This window comes from Nocardia stercoris, from assembly GCF_003696265.1.
Classification (GTDB): Bacteria; Actinomycetota; Actinomycetes; order Mycobacteriales; family Mycobacteriaceae; genus Nocardia; species Nocardia stercoris.
Window position 1 is genome coordinate 341667 of record NZ_RFFH01000006.1, and the last position, 17211, is coordinate 358877.

Here is a 17211-nt window from a genome sequence, read left to right on the forward strand (position 1 = left end):
CGAAAAGGGTTCCGGGATACAGCCCGATGCCGTGCGCCTCGAGCGAGAAAATCAGGCCGTATCGCTGAGCGTCGCGGACTCCCAGCAGGAGGCCAGGTCTTCCAGCGGAATGTCGAGCGCGCGCGCCAAGCCGACGACGGTACCGAACGCCGGAGTCGCCAGCCGGCCGGACTCGATCTTGCGCAGCGTCTCCGGCGAGATTCCCGCAGCCCGGGCGATCGCCGCCGGGTCCGCACTGCCGCGGGCAGCGCGCAGCTGGGCACCGAGGCGGCGGCCTGCCTCGAGCTGGGCCGGGGTGTGCGGAAGACGGACCATGCCCCCACTGTATCGACTGGTATTTAAATACCGCAACCGCTACGCTGCCGGTATTAAAATACCTACGGAGGTCGTAATGGTGGAACTGAAGAGCCCGGACGAGATCGAGCGAATGCGGGAGACCGGGCGCTTCGTCGCCGACGTCCTGGCCCGGCTGCGGGAACAGGCTGTGGTAGGCGTCAACCTGCTCGACCTGGAGGAATACGTCCGCGACCGCATCCGGGAGCGCGGCGCCACATCCTGCTACTGGGACTACGCACCCTCCTTCGGGCGCGGGCCGTTCCGCAACACGGTCTGCCTGTCGGTGAACGACGCTGTGCTGCACGGACTCCCGCACGACTACCGGCTACGGGACGGAGACGTGCTGAGCATGGATCTGGCCGTTTCGATCGACGGCTGGGTGGCCGACTCGGCGATCACGACGATCGTCGGCGCCGCCGATCCCGAGGACCTGCGCCTGGTCCGCACCACCGAACGCGCACTGGCCGCCGCGATCGCCGTGGCCGTGCCCGGCAATCGAATCGGGGACCTGTCCGCCGCCATCGCGGCCGTCGCCGCCGCGGCCGGCTATGGGGTGAACACCGAGTTCGGTGGCCACGGACTGGGTCGCACCATGCACGAGGATCCGCACGTCCCCAACAGCGGCCGCCCCGGGCGCGGCTACCCGCTCACACCCGGTCTGACCATCGCCGTCGAACCCTGGTTCACCCGCGGTGATTCCGGACTCGCGGTGGATCCGGACGGGTGGACCCTGCGCAGCGCCGACGGTTCGCGCACCGCCCACAGCGAGCACACGATCGCCGTCACCGAATCCGGTCCGAGCATTCTGACCGTCGCCGCCTGACAGCGTGTCGACCACATCCGGCGAAGCCCCCACCGCGCATGCCGAGGCGACGCCCGGTGGGGGCGTGAACGATACGAGTCCGCCTACTGGACCGGCCGTGTCAGGTCGTAGATAGTGTTGCCGCCCACGGTGATCGCGGTGTAGTGCGTGCGGACCCAGTCGGTGATGCTGCTCCCGTTGCCGCCGCCACCGCCGGGCCCACCCATCCCGCCGGGGATGAAGTAGTGGATCCGGCCGCCGGCGACGTACTGCTCGAACTGATCGAGGGTGGGCGAAGCGTCGCCTCCGGTGAAGCCACCGATCGCCATGATCGATGTGCCGGTAGACAATTCGAGCGGCACGGCGGCCATCGAGCCGATCGAAGCGGCGGCCCAATGGGTTCCGGCGGTCCGCAGCAGCGCCTGGAGTGCGGTGTTACCGGCCACGCCCGGTCCGCCGAAGCCGTCGTGCCCATCGCCGAGCGAATTCGGCTCGGACGGTTGGTGATCGGTGCTGCCGGGGTCCGAGCCATTCGGTGCGGGCAGTCCGTTCGGCGGGGTCATGCCGTCGGGCGGCATCATTCCCGCGCCGTTCGGCGGGATCGTAACCCCAGGCGCCCCAGGCAATCCGAATGGCCGACCGCTGCCCGGGTGGCCCGTCCAGCGCATCCCGTCTCCGTTCGGGCCGGATACCGGGATGCCGCCGGTGTGCGGGGTCGCAACCGTGGCGAGCGTGTAGGCGGTGGTGCCGAGAAGGCTGAATACTACTGCGGCAGTTGCGATCACGGCCGTGAGGCGGCCCGGGTTCGCGGCGCGCAGGAGCAGCGCGGCCGCCGCTGCGACCGCTCCGATCAGGACGATCCAGCGCAGGGCCGGGTACCAGTGCGGCGCTCGGTCCAGCAGGGCGAAACCCCACACCCCGGTGCCGGCCGACAGGACGGCCAGCGTGGCCCGGGCCGCGAGGTGCACGCGTCGAATCCACAACTCGCGCAACGAGATTCCGACCACAGCCGCGATCGCCGGCGCCAGCGCGGTGGTGTAGTACGGGTGCATCGTCCCCTGCATATAGCTGAAGACCACCGCGGCGACCAGCAACCAGCCGCCCCACAGCACCAACCCGGCCCGCGTGCGGTCGGTGCGCGGTGCCCGGCGGGTGAGCCACAGACCGGCCACCAGGCCGATCAGGGCCGCGGGCAGCAGCCAGGAGATCTCGGTGCCCATCGCGGTGCCGAACATTCGGGTGATGCCGGTCGTGCCGCCGAAGCCGGGAATACCACCGGGTCCGCCGGGACCACCCGGGCCGCCGCCGTGGTTACCGGAATTACCGAGCACCCGCCCGAGACCGTTGTATCCCAGGGCCAATTCGAGCAGCGAGTTGTCGGTCGAGCCGCCGATGTAGGGCCGGGACGCGGCGGGCCACAGCGCCACCAGCGCGACGAACCAGCCACCGGACACCACCAGTGCGGCGACGGCACCGACCGATGCGACCAGGCGAGCGCCGATTCCGATCGGCGCCGCGATCAGGAACACCAGACCCAGCGCGGGCAGCACCAGCAGGGCCTGCATCATCTTGGTCAGGAAGCCGAAGCCGAGCGCCACCCCCGCACCGGCGAGCCACCAGCCGCTGCCGATCTCGGTGGCCCGCGCCGTGCAGTACGCCGCGGCCACCAACAGCAGCACCAGCAGCGCGTCCGGATTGTCGAACCGGAACATCAGCGCCGCAACGGGTGTCACGGCGAGTACGGCGCCGGCCAGCAGTCCGGCCGCCGGACCGCTCCAGCGCCGGACCGCCGCATGCACCAGCGCCACCGACCCCACGCCCATCAGCGCCTGGGGCAGCAGCAGCGAGAACGAGCTGAAGCTCAGCAGTCGGCCGGACAGGCCCATCACCCACATGGCGGCGGGTGGCTTGTCGACGGTGATCGAATTGCCGGCGTCCAAGGAACCGAACAGCAGGGCTTTCCAGTCCTGAGTCCCCGCTTGGGCAGCGGCGGCGTAGAAGTCGTTGGCATATCCGGAGGCGGTCAGATCCCACAGGTACAGCGCGGCGGTCACGAGCAGCAGCCCGATCAGTCCGGGCCGCGCCCAGCGGGGTTCGGCGGGCGTGCCGAGGAGCAGGCGGTGCCACAGCGGACGCTGCGCCGATTCGCCGTGTTCGACGTCGCTCACGCGGTGCGGGGTCTCGACAGATGCGGTGGTCATGCTACGACCCTCGCCGCGCGCTGTGGGTTCGATATTGGTCTCCGCTGTGTGTTCCCTGTGGACGGATCGAGTGGCGTGCGCAGCCCGGCACATGCGGCACTCATCGCGCACCCAGCCGCCGGTGCCAGGCTCGGTCGTGCCGCGCCGGATTCGGGCGCGACGACACGAGAAGCTTCATGGGTTACCCGATACCGTTCCGGGCCATGGCCACCGGTGCCGTCGCCGTCGGCTTGCTCGGGCCCGATTCGCTCGAGCTACCGCCTCATCGCGGCGGCACGACGAAACTCAGGCGCCCGAACCGCTCTGCGGCAGCCGGACTGTGAATTCGGTTCGGCCGGGGACACTTTCGACCGAGATGTCACCACCGTGCGCCTTCACTACGGCGATCACGATGGACAGCCCCAGCCCGGTGCTGCCGGCCCGGCGGGAGCGGGACGAGTCACCGCGCGCGAACCGCTCGAATACTTCCGGCAGCAGATCCGCGGGAATCCCGGGGCCGTCGTCGGTGACCCGCCAGATCGCGCCACCGTGCCCGTCGGCCGCCAGCGCGGTGGTGACCGTGCAGCCCGCGGCGGTGTGGGTGCGGGCGTTGGCCAGCAGGTTCGCCAGCACCTGATGCAGCCGGGCCGCATCGCCGCGGATCACCACCGGCTCGTCGGGTAGTTCCAGCGCCCAATGATGGTCCGGGCCGGCGACGTGCGCGTCACTGACCGCGTCCACGGTCAACTGGGTCAGATCCACCGGACCGAATTCGATACCGCGGCCGGCGTCCAGCTGGGCCAACAGCAGCATGTCCTCGACCAAGGCGCTCATCCGGATCGACTCCGAGGCGACCCGGTCCATCGCGTGCGCTACCTGTTCCGGCAGTTGCGCGCGATCCCGTTGTGCCAGTTCGGCATAGCCGCGAACCGCGGTGAGCGGGGTGCGCAGTTCGTGGCTGGCGTCGGCGAGGAACTGCCGCACCCGGGATTCACTGGCGTGACGGGCGCTCAGCGCGCCGGCGATGTGATCGAGCATGCGGTTGATCGCGGCACCGAGCTTGCCGACCTCGGTCCGGGGGTCGGCGGCCGGCACCCGCATCGGCAACTCGACGTCGCCCCGGTCCAGACGCAGGTCGGCGACCCGGCCGGCGGTCGCGGCGACCCGGTCCAGCGGGGCGAGCGCGTGCCGGATCACCCAGATCCCGGCGGTGATCGCGACAACTACCACGACGGCGGTCACGACCAGCAGAATCAGCAGTACCCGCACGAGTATCGCGTCGACCCCGGTCAACGGTTGCCCGGTCACCACCAGGTCTCCCGCCCACGTCGCCGCGGCGGCGACGCGGTAACGCCCCTCACCGTCGAGGTCGAGGGTGACGGTGCGTCCCGGCGGCACTCCGGCGAGCTGCGCCGCGGCGGTCGGCGACAGCAGGTGTTGGGTGCCGTCCGCGTCGATCCGGGCTGCCGCCTCGGTCCGGCCGCCGGAGACCAGGGCGCCGATCGTATTCGGCTGCACGCCAGGGCGATCCACGAAATCCGGTCCCGGTCCGCCGCGGGGCGGGAACGGCGGCAAGCCGCGCAGGTCGGGAGGTGGCGGACCCATGCTCGGCCCCCCGCCCGCAGCCATCAGCGAATGTTGTTCGGCCTCTGCCAGTCCGGAGTCGAGTTGGCGAATCAGGAACTGCTGCAACGCGATTTCGGTGGCAGCGCCGATTCCGACGACCACGACGACCAGCAGCAGCACCTGCCCGACCAGCAGCCGAAAGCGCAACGACCACTGCCGGGGCGACCACCGGCGGCCCGGTTCAGGAGGTGGGTTTGAGGACATATCCGGCGCCCCGCAGCGTGTGGATCATCGGCTCGCGGCCGCTGTCGATCTTCTTGCGCAGGTAGGAAACGTACAGCTCGACGATATTGGACCGGCCGCCGAAGTCGTAGCTCCACACCCGGTCCAGGATCTGCGCCTTGCTGAGCACGCGTCGCGGATTACGCATGAGGAAGCGCAGCAGCTCGAATTCGGTGGCGGTCAGCTCGATCGGCTCACCCGCCCGCCACACCTCGTGACTGTCCTCGTCGAGCACCAGATCGCCGACGATCACCTGCGCGCCGGACTCGGCCTCGGCGATTCCGGTCCGGCGCAGCAGGCCGCGCAGCCGCAGCACGACCTCCTCGACACTGAACGGCTTGGTGACGTAGTCGTCGCCGCCGGCCGACAGCCCGGCGATCCGGTCCTCGACCGCGTCCTTGGCGGTGAGCAGCAGCACCGGTAGGTCCGGATACTGTCGGCGCAGTTTCGCGAGGACCTCGAGCCCGCTCATGTCGGGCAGCATCAGATCGACCACGGCGACGTCGGGACGGGTCTGCCGGGCCTGGACCACCGCGCTGAAACCGTCACCGGCGGTGGTCACCTCCCAGCCCTCGTACCGCAGCGCCACCGATATGAGTTCCGCGATGGCCGGTTCGTCGTCCACCACCAGCACGCTGATCGCCCTGCCGTCCGCATGCCGCATGATCGATCGCTCGATCGGGCTTCCGCTGGTCATCGCCACCATCCTCCCAGCCTGCGCACAGTTCCTATGTGCGAGCTGTGGAGCGTCGGTGCACGAGCTGTGGACGCCGGTGTCAGCGAGTGGGGTCGCAGAAGCCGCAGTTGCCGTTGGCGGCCAGCTCGAGGAAGCATTCCGGGCACAGCCGGGGCCGCGCGACCGGTTCCGCCACCGGCTCGGCGGTGCGCACCGTACGACCGCGGGCGGCCGCGACCTTCGGTGTGAGCGGCGGGATTCCCGCCGGAACGTCGGTGCCGTAGGTGGCGTAGCACTGCCACCGCGCGTAGGCGGCGTGCAGTTCCAGGTCCTCCGGCACCGGCAGCGCGGCCAGCTCCAGCACGTATCGATAGCTGGGGGTGACGGTGTGATTCTCCTGCACACACAGCGCGGTCAGCGGCGGGTCACCGACCGCGCGGTCGCGCCGGGCCACCTTGCGCAGCACCGCGTCCACCCAGGTCCGCACCGGAGCGTCGGTGTACACACCCGACATCTCCTGCACTCGCCCGGCCAACTCTTTGACGGTCACGAAATGCCCGTAGCCATGGGCAGTTTCGATCAGAACCTCCCGCGCGGCACCCGTCCACGCCACGATTGCTTCCTGGAACGGCACTGCCGTCCCGTCGATCCGCCGCGCACCCGGCGTCGTACTAACAGTCCCACTCATAGCCCGACGACTTTATCGAACCGGGCGGAGCCTCTACACCACACCTCCCGGTCAGCAAGCGATTTTGCCCAACTAAGACACGGAAGAACTCGGTCGCGGGTGGTCAGCCGACGGCGTCCGGGTCGATCCGGTAGCCGTCGAGAATCCGGCGGTCGATATTGCCGCCGGTGACGAGCGTGGCCACCTGCAGGCCCCGGAGGTCGTGAACGGCGCCGATCGCACCCCGCAGCACACCGTGTGACCCGAGGACGGACGATTCCCACATTGACCGCACCGGCGACCGATTCGGTGACGCAGACTACCGGTCGGCCGGCTTTGAACGATTCGTACACCGTCGGTGCGCTTTCCGGGCACGCCACGATGACCTTGTAGTTCCTTCCCCAGACCTCGCCGTAGTGGCGCACGATGCGCGCCGCGGAGGCGACAGTGCCCCCGCCGGCCGGCAATACGCTGGCATCCACGAGTGGACGCCGCTCCAGCAGGTCCATCACCGCGGTACCGAGTGCGGAGACGGAGTCGGGCGAGGACAGCTCCCAATACAGCCCACGCTTCACCACGCCCGTGTCGCACCAGACTGCCGAACCCCTCACCGAGGGCCCGGGCAGCTTCCTTACACATACCGTGCCCCTCGGTCATCGATCCACGCTCCGTGCGGGGTCCGCGACGACGAATGCCGCTCGCTCGCAGGGCATCCCGTCCGCCGACGTTTCCACCGCGTTCACCGGTCCGGCCACCAGGGATGAGAAATCGCCGAACCCGGATCTCCGGCGCCCGTTCCATCCCCACACAACGACGAAGGCCCGCCTCCCCGAAAGGGGAAGCGGGCCTTCGTAACAGGTAACCCGAAGGTCAGGAGGGGCCTACTTGGCCTTCTCCAGGACCTCCACCAGCCGCCAGCGCTTGGTGGCCGACAGCGGGCGGGTCTCCATCAGCTGAACGCGGTCGCCGACACCGGCGACACCGTTCTCGTCGTGGGCCTTGACCTTCGACGTGGTCCGGATGACCTTGCCGTACTTCGGGTGCTTCACGCGGTCCTCGAGCTCGACCACGATCGTCTTGTCCATCTTGTCCGAGACGACGTAGCCGATACGCACCTTGCGCTGACCACGGACGGTCTCCTTGGCCGGCGTCTTGGCCGGGCCCTTCGCAGCGTCACTCATGCCGCATCTCCCTTGTCCGCAGGACCAGTGGCCAGGCCGAGCTCGCGCTCACGCATGACCGTGTAGATGCGCGCGATCTCGTGACGGACCACACGCAGGCGCCGGTTGTTCTGCAACTGGCCGGTCGCCATCTGGAAGCGCAGGTTGAACAGCTCTTCCTTCGATTCACGCAGACGCGAGACGAGCTCTTCCTCGTTGAGCTCGCGCAGGTCTGCGGCCGGAGTTCCGGTAGCCATCAGAACTGCTCCTCTCGGGTCACGATCCGGCACTTCATCGGGAGCTTGTGCATCGCGCGGCGCATGGCCTCACGAGCGGTCTCCTCATTCGGGAACGACATCTCGAACATGACCCGGCCGGGCTTCACGTTCGCGACCCACCACTCCGGCGAACCCTTACCGGAACCCATTCGGGTTTCGGCCGGCTTCTTCGTGAGCGGGCGGTCCGGGTAGATGTTGATCCAGATCTTGCCACCACGCTTGATGTGGCGGGTCATCGCGATACGCGCCGACTCGATCTGCCGGTTGGTCACGTAGGCCGGCTCCAGCGCCTGGATGCCGTAGTCGCCGAACGCCACCGAGGTGCCGCCCTTCGACATACCCGAGCGGCTCGGGTGGTGCTGCTTGCGGTGCTTGACCCTACGAGGCATCAGCATGCGTCAGCCCTCCTGGTTCTCAGCCGGAGCCTCGGCCACCGCGGTGGCCGCTCCAGCGCTCTGCGCGCCGGCACCAGCGTTGCGACGCGGGCGGCTCGGCCGCTCCCGACGCTCACGACGGTCACCCGACGGGGCGGCCACAGCGCTGACTTCGCGCTTGCCACCGACGATGTCGCCCTTGTAGATCCAGACCTTCACGCCGATACGGCCGAAGGTGGTCCGGGCTTCGTACAGGCCGTAGTCGATGTCCGCACGCAGCGTGTGCAGCGGCACCCGACCCTCGCGGTAGAACTCCGACCGCGACATTTCCGCGCCACCCAGACGACCCGAGCACTGGACCCGGATGCCCTTGACGTTCGGCGAACGCATGGCCGACTGGATGGCCTTGCGCATCGCGCGACGGAACGCCACACGGTTGGACAGCTGCTCGGCCACACCCTGAGCAACCAGCTGCGCGTCCGACTCGGGGTTCTTGACCTCGAGGATGTTCAGCTGAACCTGCTTCTTGGTGAGCTTCTCCAGCTCGGCGCGGATGCGGTCCGCCTCGGCGCCGCGGCGGCCGATCACGATGCCCGGACGCGCGGTGTGGATGTCCACCCGCACGCGGTCCCGGGTGCGCTCGATCTCGACCTTGGAGATGCCGGCCCGCTCCATGCCGGTGGCGAGGAGCTTACGGATCGCGACGTCTTCGCCGACGTATTCCTTGTACTGCTTGTCGGCGTACCAACGCGACTTCCAGTCGGTGGTGATACCGAGGCGGAAGCCATGGGGGTTGATCTTCTGTCCCATTACTTAGCCCCTCCCTTCCGGCGGCTACGAGTGGCAGCGCCGGCGGTGGGCACGCTCTCGACCTCGATGGTGATGTGGCTGGTCCGCTTGCGGATCCGGAACGCACGACCCTGGGCGCGCGGCTGGAAACGCTTCAGCGTGGCGCCCTCGTCGACGTACGCGGTCGAGATGACCAGCGTGGCCGGGTTCAGGCCGAAGTTGTTCTCGGCGTTGGCCGCAGCGGAAGCCACGACCTTGTACACCGGCTCGCTCGCGGCCTGGGGCGCGAACTTCAGGATGTTCAGTGCATCCTCGACCCGCTTGCCGCGGACCAGGTTCACGACACGACGCGCCTTCATGGGCGTGACGCGGACGTGCTTGGCGGTCGCGCGGGCGGTGGTGATCTGAGTGTCTTCGCTCATCGCCGCTTGCTCTTCCGATCGTCCTTGACGTGGCTCTTGAACGTCCGAGTCGGCGCGAACTCACCGAGCTTGTGGCCGACCATGTTGTCCGACACGAACACCGGCACGTGCTTGCGACCGTCGTGGACGGCGAAGGTGTGACCGATGAAGTCGGGGATGATGGTCGAACGGCGCGACCAGGTCTTGATGACCTGCTTCGTGCCCTTTTCGTTCTGAACATCCACCTTCTTGAGGAGGTGCTCGTCGACGAACGGGCCCTTCTTCAGGCTGCGTGGCATGTCTAAACCTCCTCTTAGCGCTTCTTGCCGCGGCGGCGGACGATGAGCTTGTCGCTCGGACGGTTGGGCTTGCGGGTGCGGCCTTCCGGCTTACCCCACGGCGAGACCGGGTGGCGACCACCGGAGGTCTTACCCTCACCACCACCATGCGGGTGGTCGACCGGGTTCATGACCACACCACGCACGGTCGGGCGGATGCCCTTCCAGCGCATACGGCCGGCCTTACCCCAGTTGATGTTCGACTGCTCGGCGTTGCCCACCTCGCCGACGGTGGCGCGGCAGCGCACGTCGACGCGACGGATCTCACCGGAAGGCATACGCAGCACGGCGTACTGGCCTTCCTTACCGAGCAGCTGGATGCTCATGCCGGCGGCGCGAGCCAGCTTGGCGCCACCACCCGGACGCAGCTCCACCGCGTGCACGGTGGTACCGGTCGGGATCGAGCGCAGCGGCAGGTTGTTGCCCGGCTTGATGTCCGCACCCGGGCCCGACTCGATGCGGGTGCCCTGGGTGATGCCCTTCGGCGCGATGATGTAGCGCTTCTCGCCGTCGGCGAAGTGCAGCAGCGCGATGTTGGCGGTGCGGTTGGGGTCGTACTCGATGTGAGCGACCTTGGCCGGCACGCCGTCCTTGTCCAGGCGACGGAAGTCGATCAGACGGTACGCGCGCTTGTGCCCGCCACCACGGTGACGAGTGGTGATCCGGCCGTGCGCGTTACGACCGCCGGACTTGCTCAGCGGACGCAGCAGCGACTTCTCGGGGGTCGACCGGGTGATCTCGGCGAAGTCGGAGACCGACGAGCCACGACGACCCGGGGTTGTCGGCTTGTACTTACGAATTGCCATGAGTCTTCTCTACTTTCTGAAGGCTCCTCCGCTTACGCGGGGGATCCTCCGAAGATCTCGATGGGCTTGCTGTCGGCCGAGATGGTCACGAGCGCGCGCTTGGTGTCCTTGCGCTTGCCGTAACCGAAGCGGGTCCGCTTGCGCTTGCCCTGACGGTTGGCAGTGTTGACGCTGGTCACCTTCACGCCGAAAACCTTCTCGACGGCGATCTTGATCTGCGTCTTGTTCGAGTCCGGGTGCACCAGGAAGGTGTAGGTGCCCTCTTCGATCAGTCCGTAGGACTTCTCGGAGATGACCGGCGCGAGCAGAATGTCGCGGGGGTCGGCGATGGTGGTCACTTGCTCTCCTCCTGTGCACTTTCGGCCGGGCCGTGCACGAAGGCGTTCAGCGCCGAGACGCTGAAGACGACCTCGTCGCTGTACAGCACATCGCGGGTGTTCAGCTGATCCGGAGCGATCGGGTGCACGTTCTGCAGGTTCGCCACGCTCTTCCACGCGGCGATGTCCTCACGGCCGACGACGACCAGGAAGTTCTTCCGGTCGGACAGCTCGGCGAGGAAGCTCTTGGCGGCCTTGGTGGACGGCGTCTGACCGGCAACCAGCTCGGAGATCACGTGGATGCGCTCGTTGCGAGCACGGTCCGAGAGGGCACCGCGCAGGGCGGCGGCCTTCATCTTCTTGTTGATCCGCTGGGTGTAGTCGCGCGGCTGCGGGCCGTGCACGGTGCCACCACCGGTGAACTGCGGCGCACGGGTCGAACCCTGGCGCGCGCGGCCGGTGCCCTTCTGGCGGTACGGCTTCTTGCCACCACCGGAGACGTTGCCCCGGGTCTTGGTGGCGTGCGTACCCTGGCGAGCCGCGGCCTCCTGGGCCACAACCGCCTGGTGCATCAGGGCGATGTTCGCGGTCACGTCGAAGATCTCCGCGGGGAGCTCGACGGTGCCGTTGGTCTTACCGCCCGCTTCCTTGACCGGAAGCGTCAGATTGGTCTTGGTTTCGGTGCTCATGCGTGCGCACCACCCTTCGCGGCGCTCTTGACGATCACGAGGCCGCCGGTACGGCCGGGGATCGCACCCTTGATCAGCAGCAGGCCGTTCTCGGCGTCCACCTTGTGGACCGAGAGGTTCTGCGTGGTCACACGGTCGTTACCCATCCGGCCCGACATCCGCATGCCCTTGAACACGCGACCCGGGGTGGAGCAACCACCGATCGAACCCGGCCGGCGGTGCACGGCCTGGGCACCGTGGGACGCGCCCTGACCCTTGAAGCCGTGACGCTTCATGGTTCCGGCGAAGCCCTTGCCCTTGCTGGTGCCGGTGACGTCGACGTAGGTGCCCTCTTCGAACACGTCGGCGGACAGCTCCTGGCCGACCTCGAACTTGGCGGCGTCGGCGACGCGGATCTCGGCGATGTGCCGGCGCGGGGTGACGCCGGCCTTGGCGAACTGGCCGGAGACCGGCTTGTTCACCTTGCGCGGGTCGATCGCGCCGAAGGCGATCTGGATGGCCGAGTAGCCGTCGCGCTCGACGGTGCGGATCTGGGTGACCACGTTCGGGCCCGCCTTGACGACGGTGACCGGAACGACGCGGTTCTTCTCGTCGAAGACCTGGGTCATGCCCAGCTTGGTGCCGAGGACACCAGCCGCCGGGCGGCTCTTGTTGTCAGTCATAGTTGGTATCCCCGTCACTGAATGTTGACGTCGACGCTGGCCGGCAGGTCGATGCGCATGAGCGCGTCAACCGTCTTCGGCGTCGGGTCGAGGATGTCGATCAGCCGCTTGTGCGTGCGCATCTCGAAGTGCTCGCGCGAGTCCTTGTACTTGTGCGGCGAACGGATGACGCAGTACACGTTCTTCTCGGTCGGCAACGGCACCGGCCCGACCACGCGGGCACCGGTGCGGGTCACCGTCTCGACGATCTTGCGCGCAGACGCGTCGATCGCCTCATGGTCGTAGGCCTTGAGCCTGATGCGGATCTTCTGTCCCGCCACGCTGTGTCCTTTTCTCCGCTTGCGTTGTGCTGCAAGGGTTTGCCCTTGCAGCACCCTCATGTGCATGCCCGAACCTGGAAACAGACGCATCAGCGCTCAACTCGACCGAGACCTCGTGCCCGATCCGTCACCGCTGTTCATCTGTCATGGTTCTTCCGGTCCACGCGGTCGGGCGTGTCGGCCCGACGCTCATTCGTCGGCCCAGAGGGATTTACTCCTTGCGACCTTCGACTTACGTCCCGGACGTACCCGCGCCGGACTCGGCGGGATACACAAGTGGGTACTGCTGGTCCCACGCCAGCCGATCGATGTCCGCAGGACATGGACCACCCGGTGTAGGCAACCCGAACAGTATGCAGTAGGTCGCGGTGCGACTTCAAATCGGGGGTGCTGTGAGTCCCGTCGCGCGCGGATTCAGACCCGCAATGCCCGGTTCCCGGGCCGAACCCGGCGCCACGCCACCCCGAGAAAGACCAGCATGCCCAGCAGCGGCAGCAGCGCGATCGACCAGCTCAGGGCCAGCGGCGGGCCGGGCTGGTCGAGCACCTGCACCGCCGGCAGCGCACCCTCGCCGTGGCCCAGCGGGCCGTCGACGACGAAGTCGAACCGGTACGTGCCGGGCTTGTCGATGGCCCGCACGTCCAGCCCCCAGTCCTGCCGCAGGCGCGGGTGCCGGACCAGCTTCTGCGGGTGCCCGCTACCGCCCGGGCCGGAGACCGCGAGCGTGCCGGTCTTTCCTTCTATTCCGCCGTCGGGCGAGAAGGTGAAGTCCAGCGACCGCATCGCGCGGATCGGCCAGGTCGAGAAACCGACGGTCAGAGTGTACGGACCGGCCTGCACCTGTTCGGTGTGCACGATGTCGACCGGGGCGTACGCCTGGGCCGGGGCCGCGCCGACCAGGGCGAGGAGAGCCACCACACCGACGGCGAGCAGGGCCGCGACGGATCGGCGCAGTGCGACGCCGCCGCGGGTCGTGCGTGACGTGATCCCGCGGATCATCGGTTCTCCTCCTGGGCGGTGGATGCGGCGACCGCGGACTCCGGAGTCCGGGATTCCGGGCTGGTCAAGTCCGGCAGGATCGATTCGGAGCGATCGTCGGCCGATTCATCGGGTCCGAGAGCGCGCAACAGCACCGCGATCGGTCGGGCCAGGTAGCCGGCGAGCAGGCCGAGCGGCAGCCCGAGGACAACCAGCTGCACGAACAGCGACGCGCCCACGTGGACCTGCGAATCGGTGAGCATCCGCTGCAGTGGCAGGCCGATCGCCACCACGACCCCGACCAGCGGGCCCACGATCAGGCGGATCCGGCGGATGTCGCCGGTGCCGCGCCGCGCCCAGCCGTAGCCGAGTTCGACCACGACGGCACCGACGGTAAGGAACATCGGCAGCAGGTTGGGGAACGCCGGCGGCCGGGCCACCAAACCGTCGCGTAGCGGCAGGCCGATCGCGTGGGCATAGGTCTCGGCGGCCCACGGTGAGAACCACCAGAGCACGCCCTGCATGACCAGCAACGCTCCCGCGACGATGAGCGCGGCGCCGGACCGTCCCAGCACCGCCGCCCCGGTCATCAGCAGCAGCGGGGAGAAGAAGACCGAACCGAGCATGATCGGGTTCACCGGGATCGCCAGATTGCCGAGCCCGTCGACCGCGATCGGCGCGAACGCGATCATCGCCGCCAGGGCGATCACGAAACCCCAACGACCCCAAGCCTGGTCGCGCTGCGCGGCGAAGATCATCAGCGAACCGGTCATGGTGATCGAGATCGACAGGAACAACGCCACATGCGACGGCGAATCCAGCACGGCGTCGAACCCGTAGATCGAATGCCATTCCAGATCGAACAGTCCGTAGAGCAGGAACAGGGCGGCACCCGCGCCGGACACCATCGCACCGACCGGGGCGGTCAGCGAACCGAGCCGACCCGGCCGCGGGGACGCCGGGTCGCCCGGCGGCCTCGACCGGCCCAGCACCCGGATCGGCGTACCGCCCGCACGAGGCAACGGCCGGCCCGCGCGCAGCGCCGCGGTGGTGAGCAGTACCAGGGCCAGGCTCGCGAAGCCGGAGACCGCGCTGCCCGAGTACAGCAGCAGGTGCGGGAGGGTGAAGAAGGTGTCGGGGCCGACATCGTCGTGCCACTGGATGTCCCAGCTGGTGCCGACGATGGTGATCAGGATGCCGAGCAGAACGGTCCACATGGCGACTCGGGCGGATCCCGGGGTGCCCGCGTCAGCGGTGGTCGCAACGCCCGGGCCCGCGGTGGCACGTGCGCCCGACTGCGCACTCTGGTCGGCGGCCGATGGCGCGTCGGAGCCGGCGGTGGCCGTCGGGCCGGGGTCGATCGGTACAGCCGTCATTCGAGCATCCTCCTGAAGCTGTCAGCCACTGATCCACAGCGGCACGGTGATCCGGTCGGTGCCGTCGGGCCCGTCCAGGGTGAACGTGAGATTCCATTGCCCCGTTGCCATGAACTGGACCGCTGCGGCGTGATAGCGCCCGGGACCGCTGTCGACGGCCGGTACCGGTGCGTCCGCGTACCCCATTCGAGGGTCGCTGGCGTCGAGCCGAATCGTCAACCCTTGCACGGGATGTCCCGCCCGATCGTCGACTCGCAGGTCGATGTCGGAGGCGCCCTGTCGAGCGTCGGCGACCGTCACGGTCAGCACGAATCGCGCGGTGCCGCCGTGTAGTTCGACGGACCGGCCCGAGTCCGGCCACAGCAGCCACCCGGCGAGCGCCGACAGGGCGGCGACGGCCGCGACGACCGCCGTGACCCGCCCGGCCGGCGGGCGTGATCGCCGCTGAGCCGGTGCGGAATCCACCGGCGATACCGTCGTCTCCGCACTCACGAGGCACCTACCGCGGCGACGTCGACCTCGACCGGCACGGTGAGGATCGTGTAGTGGCGTTCGGCCTGGATCCACAACCGGTAGTGGCCGGGGACCGGAAAGGTGAAGGTGAACGGGACATCCGGACCGTAGGCAGCCACGGTCTCGTCCGGCATGCTGTCGCCGTTGGTCGGCTGCATCAGCATGCGGCCGGATTCGCCTGGCGCCTCTCCCATCCCGGGCATGTCGGGCATGGCGCCGGAGCCCATCGAATGCGCGTGTCCCCAGACCGGGGCGCTCTGCGCGGCCGCCGCGATATCGCTGTCCGGGCCGAGCGGGCCGACGACGATCATGTGTCCCAGCATGCCGAGCCAGGGCTGCAGGTCGGGTGTGTCACCGAAATGTGCTGTGACAGTGGCCGGTACACCGGCAACCGGATTCGTGGCCCGCACTTGGACGGAGGTCCCGGCAACCTCGGTGGTCGCCGTCCCACCGGATCCGAGCCGCAGTAAGGGCGCAATGTCCGGGACTTCGTTGCCACCGCCCGACGCCGCACCCGACACTCCGGCAACGGCTCCCGGGGCCGCTGTGCCCGCGGGCGCTCCCGGCGCCACCGTGCCCGGCGCGGGTATGCCCGGCGGCCGGGGAAACCGGCCCGCCGACGGTGCGACGCCCGAAAGCGCAGGGATGCTGCCCGGCCCCGCCGTGAATCCTGTTGTCACACGCACCGATTGCACGCCGCCACCGCGCCGGGCGAGTTCGACTCCCAGCGCGTAGTGGCCGGGTTCCGTTGGGGTGAAGTCGATCTCGTACCGGGCGGACGCGGTGCGGATCGGATGCAGATGCCACAGTTCGCCGCCGGGGCCGACGATCAGCAGGTGCACGAGCGCGTCGTCGTGCACCACCAGATCGTCGACGGGAGCCCCGGTCGCACTGTCGGACAGGTCGATTCGCAGTGTGCCGGATCTTCCCGCGACCGGGGTGCCCGCGGCGAGGCCCAATAGCACCGGTGGCCGCGAAAAGTCAGCGGACAGTGGGTGTCCCAGCGCATACGGATCGGAGACGTCGTCGACACCGGGGTCCAACTGCACGCCGGGCTGAGGGGGCAGCGGCAGCGATGCCGACAGCACCGCGGCGGTCACCGCGACCGCGACCCCGGCGATCATGCCGCCGACCGGCAACAGCGCCCATACCGGCCGCGCCCGTACCGCCACCACCAGCGCCACCGGCAACAGCAGCCCGGCTACGACGAATCCGCCGTACACCAGTCGTTCCGGCGGCGACACCGTCTGCGCGGGCACCAGGAACGGAATCCGTGCAGTCCGGGTCCCGTCGGAAACGGTCAACTCCCACGGGCCCGGCCGATCGACCCGCAACGCGGCCGCGTTGTCGCCCGGCACATTCCGCAACTCGAGGTCCGCCTGCGACACCACTGCCCCCGGCGCGGGCGTCCGTGCCACCCGCGAGACCCCGACCGGTATCGCCGCCACGGTGAGCTTCCCGGCGGCGGTGCCGGCATGCGTCACCACCTCCACCTGCAGCGGCCCCGGCACCGAGACCACGCGCCGCAGGATCACGGTCAACTCCCGCTCCCCCAAGGTCTGCGCCACCGAGACATCGCCTCCGACGGCCGGCGCGTCAGCGGAAACCGTTGGCGCGCAGAGAAAGAGCAGCAGACCGACCATCAGCACGACCACGGCCGACACCGACCGTCGACCACCTCGACCCGACATCGCCTCGTCC

At 68.8% G+C, this 17211-nt stretch carries 22 protein-coding genes; 1 reads left to right on the forward strand and 21 read right to left on the reverse strand.

What is annotated here, in order from left to right; genetic code table 11:
- Positions 1-51: 51 nt before the first annotated feature.
- Positions 52-315, reverse strand: a complete 264-nt coding sequence (locus EBN03_RS17155) for a helix-turn-helix domain-containing protein (protein WP_122189028.1) — start codon at positions 313-315, stop codon at positions 52-54.
- A 76-nt stretch (positions 316-391) separates the two neighbouring features.
- Between EBN03_RS17155 and map the strand changes: the two genes are divergently transcribed.
- Positions 392-1159 (forward strand): type I methionyl aminopeptidase, encoded by a 768-nt coding sequence (gene map / locus EBN03_RS17160; protein ID WP_122189029.1) that lies wholly within the window; start codon positions 392-394, stop codon positions 1157-1159.
- An 83-nt stretch (positions 1160-1242) separates the two neighbouring features.
- Here the strand turns inward: map and EBN03_RS17165 are convergent, their stop codons facing one another.
- From EBN03_RS17165 to EBN03_RS17260, 20 genes are all read right to left on the reverse strand, one after another.
- Entirely contained in the window at positions 1243-3339 is a 2097-nt protein-coding gene (locus EBN03_RS17165; protein WP_122189030.1) for an ArnT family glycosyltransferase, read from the reverse strand.
- 285 nt (positions 3340-3624) lie between these two features.
- Positions 3625-5148: a sensor histidine kinase gene (locus tag EBN03_RS17170; protein WP_122189031.1), complete on the reverse strand. Its 1524-nt coding sequence runs from the start codon at positions 5146-5148 to the stop codon at positions 3625-3627.
- On the reverse strand, positions 5126-5830 hold the full coding sequence (locus EBN03_RS17175; RefSeq protein WP_122189105.1) for a response regulator transcription factor: 705 nt from the start codon (positions 5828-5830) through the stop codon (positions 5126-5128). The genes EBN03_RS17170 and EBN03_RS17175 overlap by 23 nt, the downstream gene beginning before the upstream one ends.
- Before the next feature lie 112 nt (positions 5831-5942).
- Positions 5943-6530: a hypothetical protein gene (locus tag EBN03_RS17180; RefSeq protein WP_233608433.1), complete on the reverse strand. Its 588-nt coding sequence runs from the start codon at positions 6528-6530 to the stop codon at positions 5943-5945.
- A gap of 103 nt (positions 6531-6633) precedes the next feature.
- Positions 6634-6795, reverse strand: coding sequence for a hypothetical protein (locus EBN03_RS34205; RefSeq protein WP_158675655.1), 162 nt, complete (start codon positions 6793-6795; stop codon positions 6634-6636).
- Between the two features lie 595 nt (positions 6796-7390).
- The gene (gene rpsQ / locus EBN03_RS17190) at positions 7391-7690 is read right to left on the reverse strand and encodes a 30S ribosomal protein S17 (protein ID WP_122189034.1); all 300 of its coding nucleotides are present in this window, start codon (positions 7688-7690) and stop codon (positions 7391-7393) included.
- Positions 7687-7926: a 50S ribosomal protein L29 gene (gene rpmC, locus EBN03_RS17195; protein ID WP_122189035.1), complete on the reverse strand. Its 240-nt coding sequence runs from the start codon at positions 7924-7926 to the stop codon at positions 7687-7689. Before rpmC ends, rpsQ begins: the two co-directional genes overlap by 4 nt.
- Entirely contained in the window at positions 7926-8342 is a 417-nt protein-coding gene (rplP, locus tag EBN03_RS17200; protein ID WP_122189036.1) for a 50S ribosomal protein L16, read from the reverse strand. The genes rpmC and rplP overlap by 1 nt, the downstream gene beginning before the upstream one ends.
- 3 nt (positions 8343-8345) lie before the next feature.
- On the reverse strand, positions 8346-9131 hold the full coding sequence (gene rpsC, locus EBN03_RS17205; protein ID WP_122189037.1) for a 30S ribosomal protein S3: 786 nt from the start codon (positions 9129-9131) through the stop codon (positions 8346-8348).
- Complete coding sequence (rplV, locus tag EBN03_RS17210; RefSeq protein WP_122189038.1) at positions 9131-9532, reverse strand: 50S ribosomal protein L22; 402 nt, start codon at positions 9530-9532, stop codon at positions 9131-9133. Before rplV ends, rpsC begins: the two co-directional genes overlap by 1 nt.
- A complete protein-coding gene (gene rpsS, locus EBN03_RS17215; RefSeq protein WP_122189039.1) occupies positions 9529-9810 on the reverse strand; it encodes a 30S ribosomal protein S19 in 282 nt (93 codons plus the stop codon). The genes rplV and rpsS overlap by 4 nt, the downstream gene beginning before the upstream one ends.
- Before the next feature lie 14 nt (positions 9811-9824).
- On the reverse strand, positions 9825-10655 hold the full coding sequence (rplB, locus tag EBN03_RS17220; protein ID WP_122189040.1) for a 50S ribosomal protein L2: 831 nt from the start codon (positions 10653-10655) through the stop codon (positions 9825-9827).
- A gap of 32 nt (positions 10656-10687) precedes the next feature.
- On the reverse strand, positions 10688-10993 hold the full coding sequence (gene rplW / locus EBN03_RS17225) for a 50S ribosomal protein L23 (protein ID WP_122189041.1): 306 nt from the start codon (positions 10991-10993) through the stop codon (positions 10688-10690).
- Positions 10990-11661 (reverse strand): 50S ribosomal protein L4, encoded by a 672-nt coding sequence (rplD, locus tag EBN03_RS17230; RefSeq protein ID WP_122189042.1) that lies wholly within the window; start codon positions 11659-11661, stop codon positions 10990-10992. Before rplD ends, rplW begins: the two co-directional genes overlap by 4 nt.
- Complete coding sequence (gene rplC / locus EBN03_RS17235; protein ID WP_122189043.1) at positions 11658-12323, reverse strand: 50S ribosomal protein L3; 666 nt, start codon at positions 12321-12323, stop codon at positions 11658-11660. The genes rplD and rplC overlap by 4 nt, the downstream gene beginning before the upstream one ends.
- Positions 12324-12337: 14 nt before the next feature.
- A complete protein-coding gene (rpsJ, locus tag EBN03_RS17240) occupies positions 12338-12643 on the reverse strand; it encodes a 30S ribosomal protein S10 (RefSeq protein WP_003938093.1) in 306 nt (101 codons plus the stop codon).
- A 414-nt stretch (positions 12644-13057) separates the two neighbouring features.
- Positions 13058-13642 (reverse strand): hypothetical protein, encoded by a 585-nt coding sequence (locus EBN03_RS17245; RefSeq protein ID WP_233608434.1) that lies wholly within the window; start codon positions 13640-13642, stop codon positions 13058-13060.
- On the reverse strand, positions 13639-14997 hold the full coding sequence (locus tag EBN03_RS17250) for a hypothetical protein (RefSeq protein WP_122189044.1): 1359 nt from the start codon (positions 14995-14997) through the stop codon (positions 13639-13641). Before EBN03_RS17250 ends, EBN03_RS17245 begins: the two co-directional genes overlap by 4 nt.
- Positions 14998-15018: 21 nt before the next feature.
- Complete coding sequence (locus EBN03_RS17255; protein ID WP_158675656.1) at positions 15019-15489, reverse strand: FixH family protein; 471 nt, start codon at positions 15487-15489, stop codon at positions 15019-15021.
- Positions 15486-17174, reverse strand: coding sequence for a hypothetical protein (locus tag EBN03_RS17260; protein WP_233608435.1), 1689 nt, complete (start codon positions 17172-17174; stop codon positions 15486-15488). The genes EBN03_RS17255 and EBN03_RS17260 overlap by 4 nt, the downstream gene beginning before the upstream one ends.
- Positions 17175-17211 lie beyond the last annotated feature (37 nt).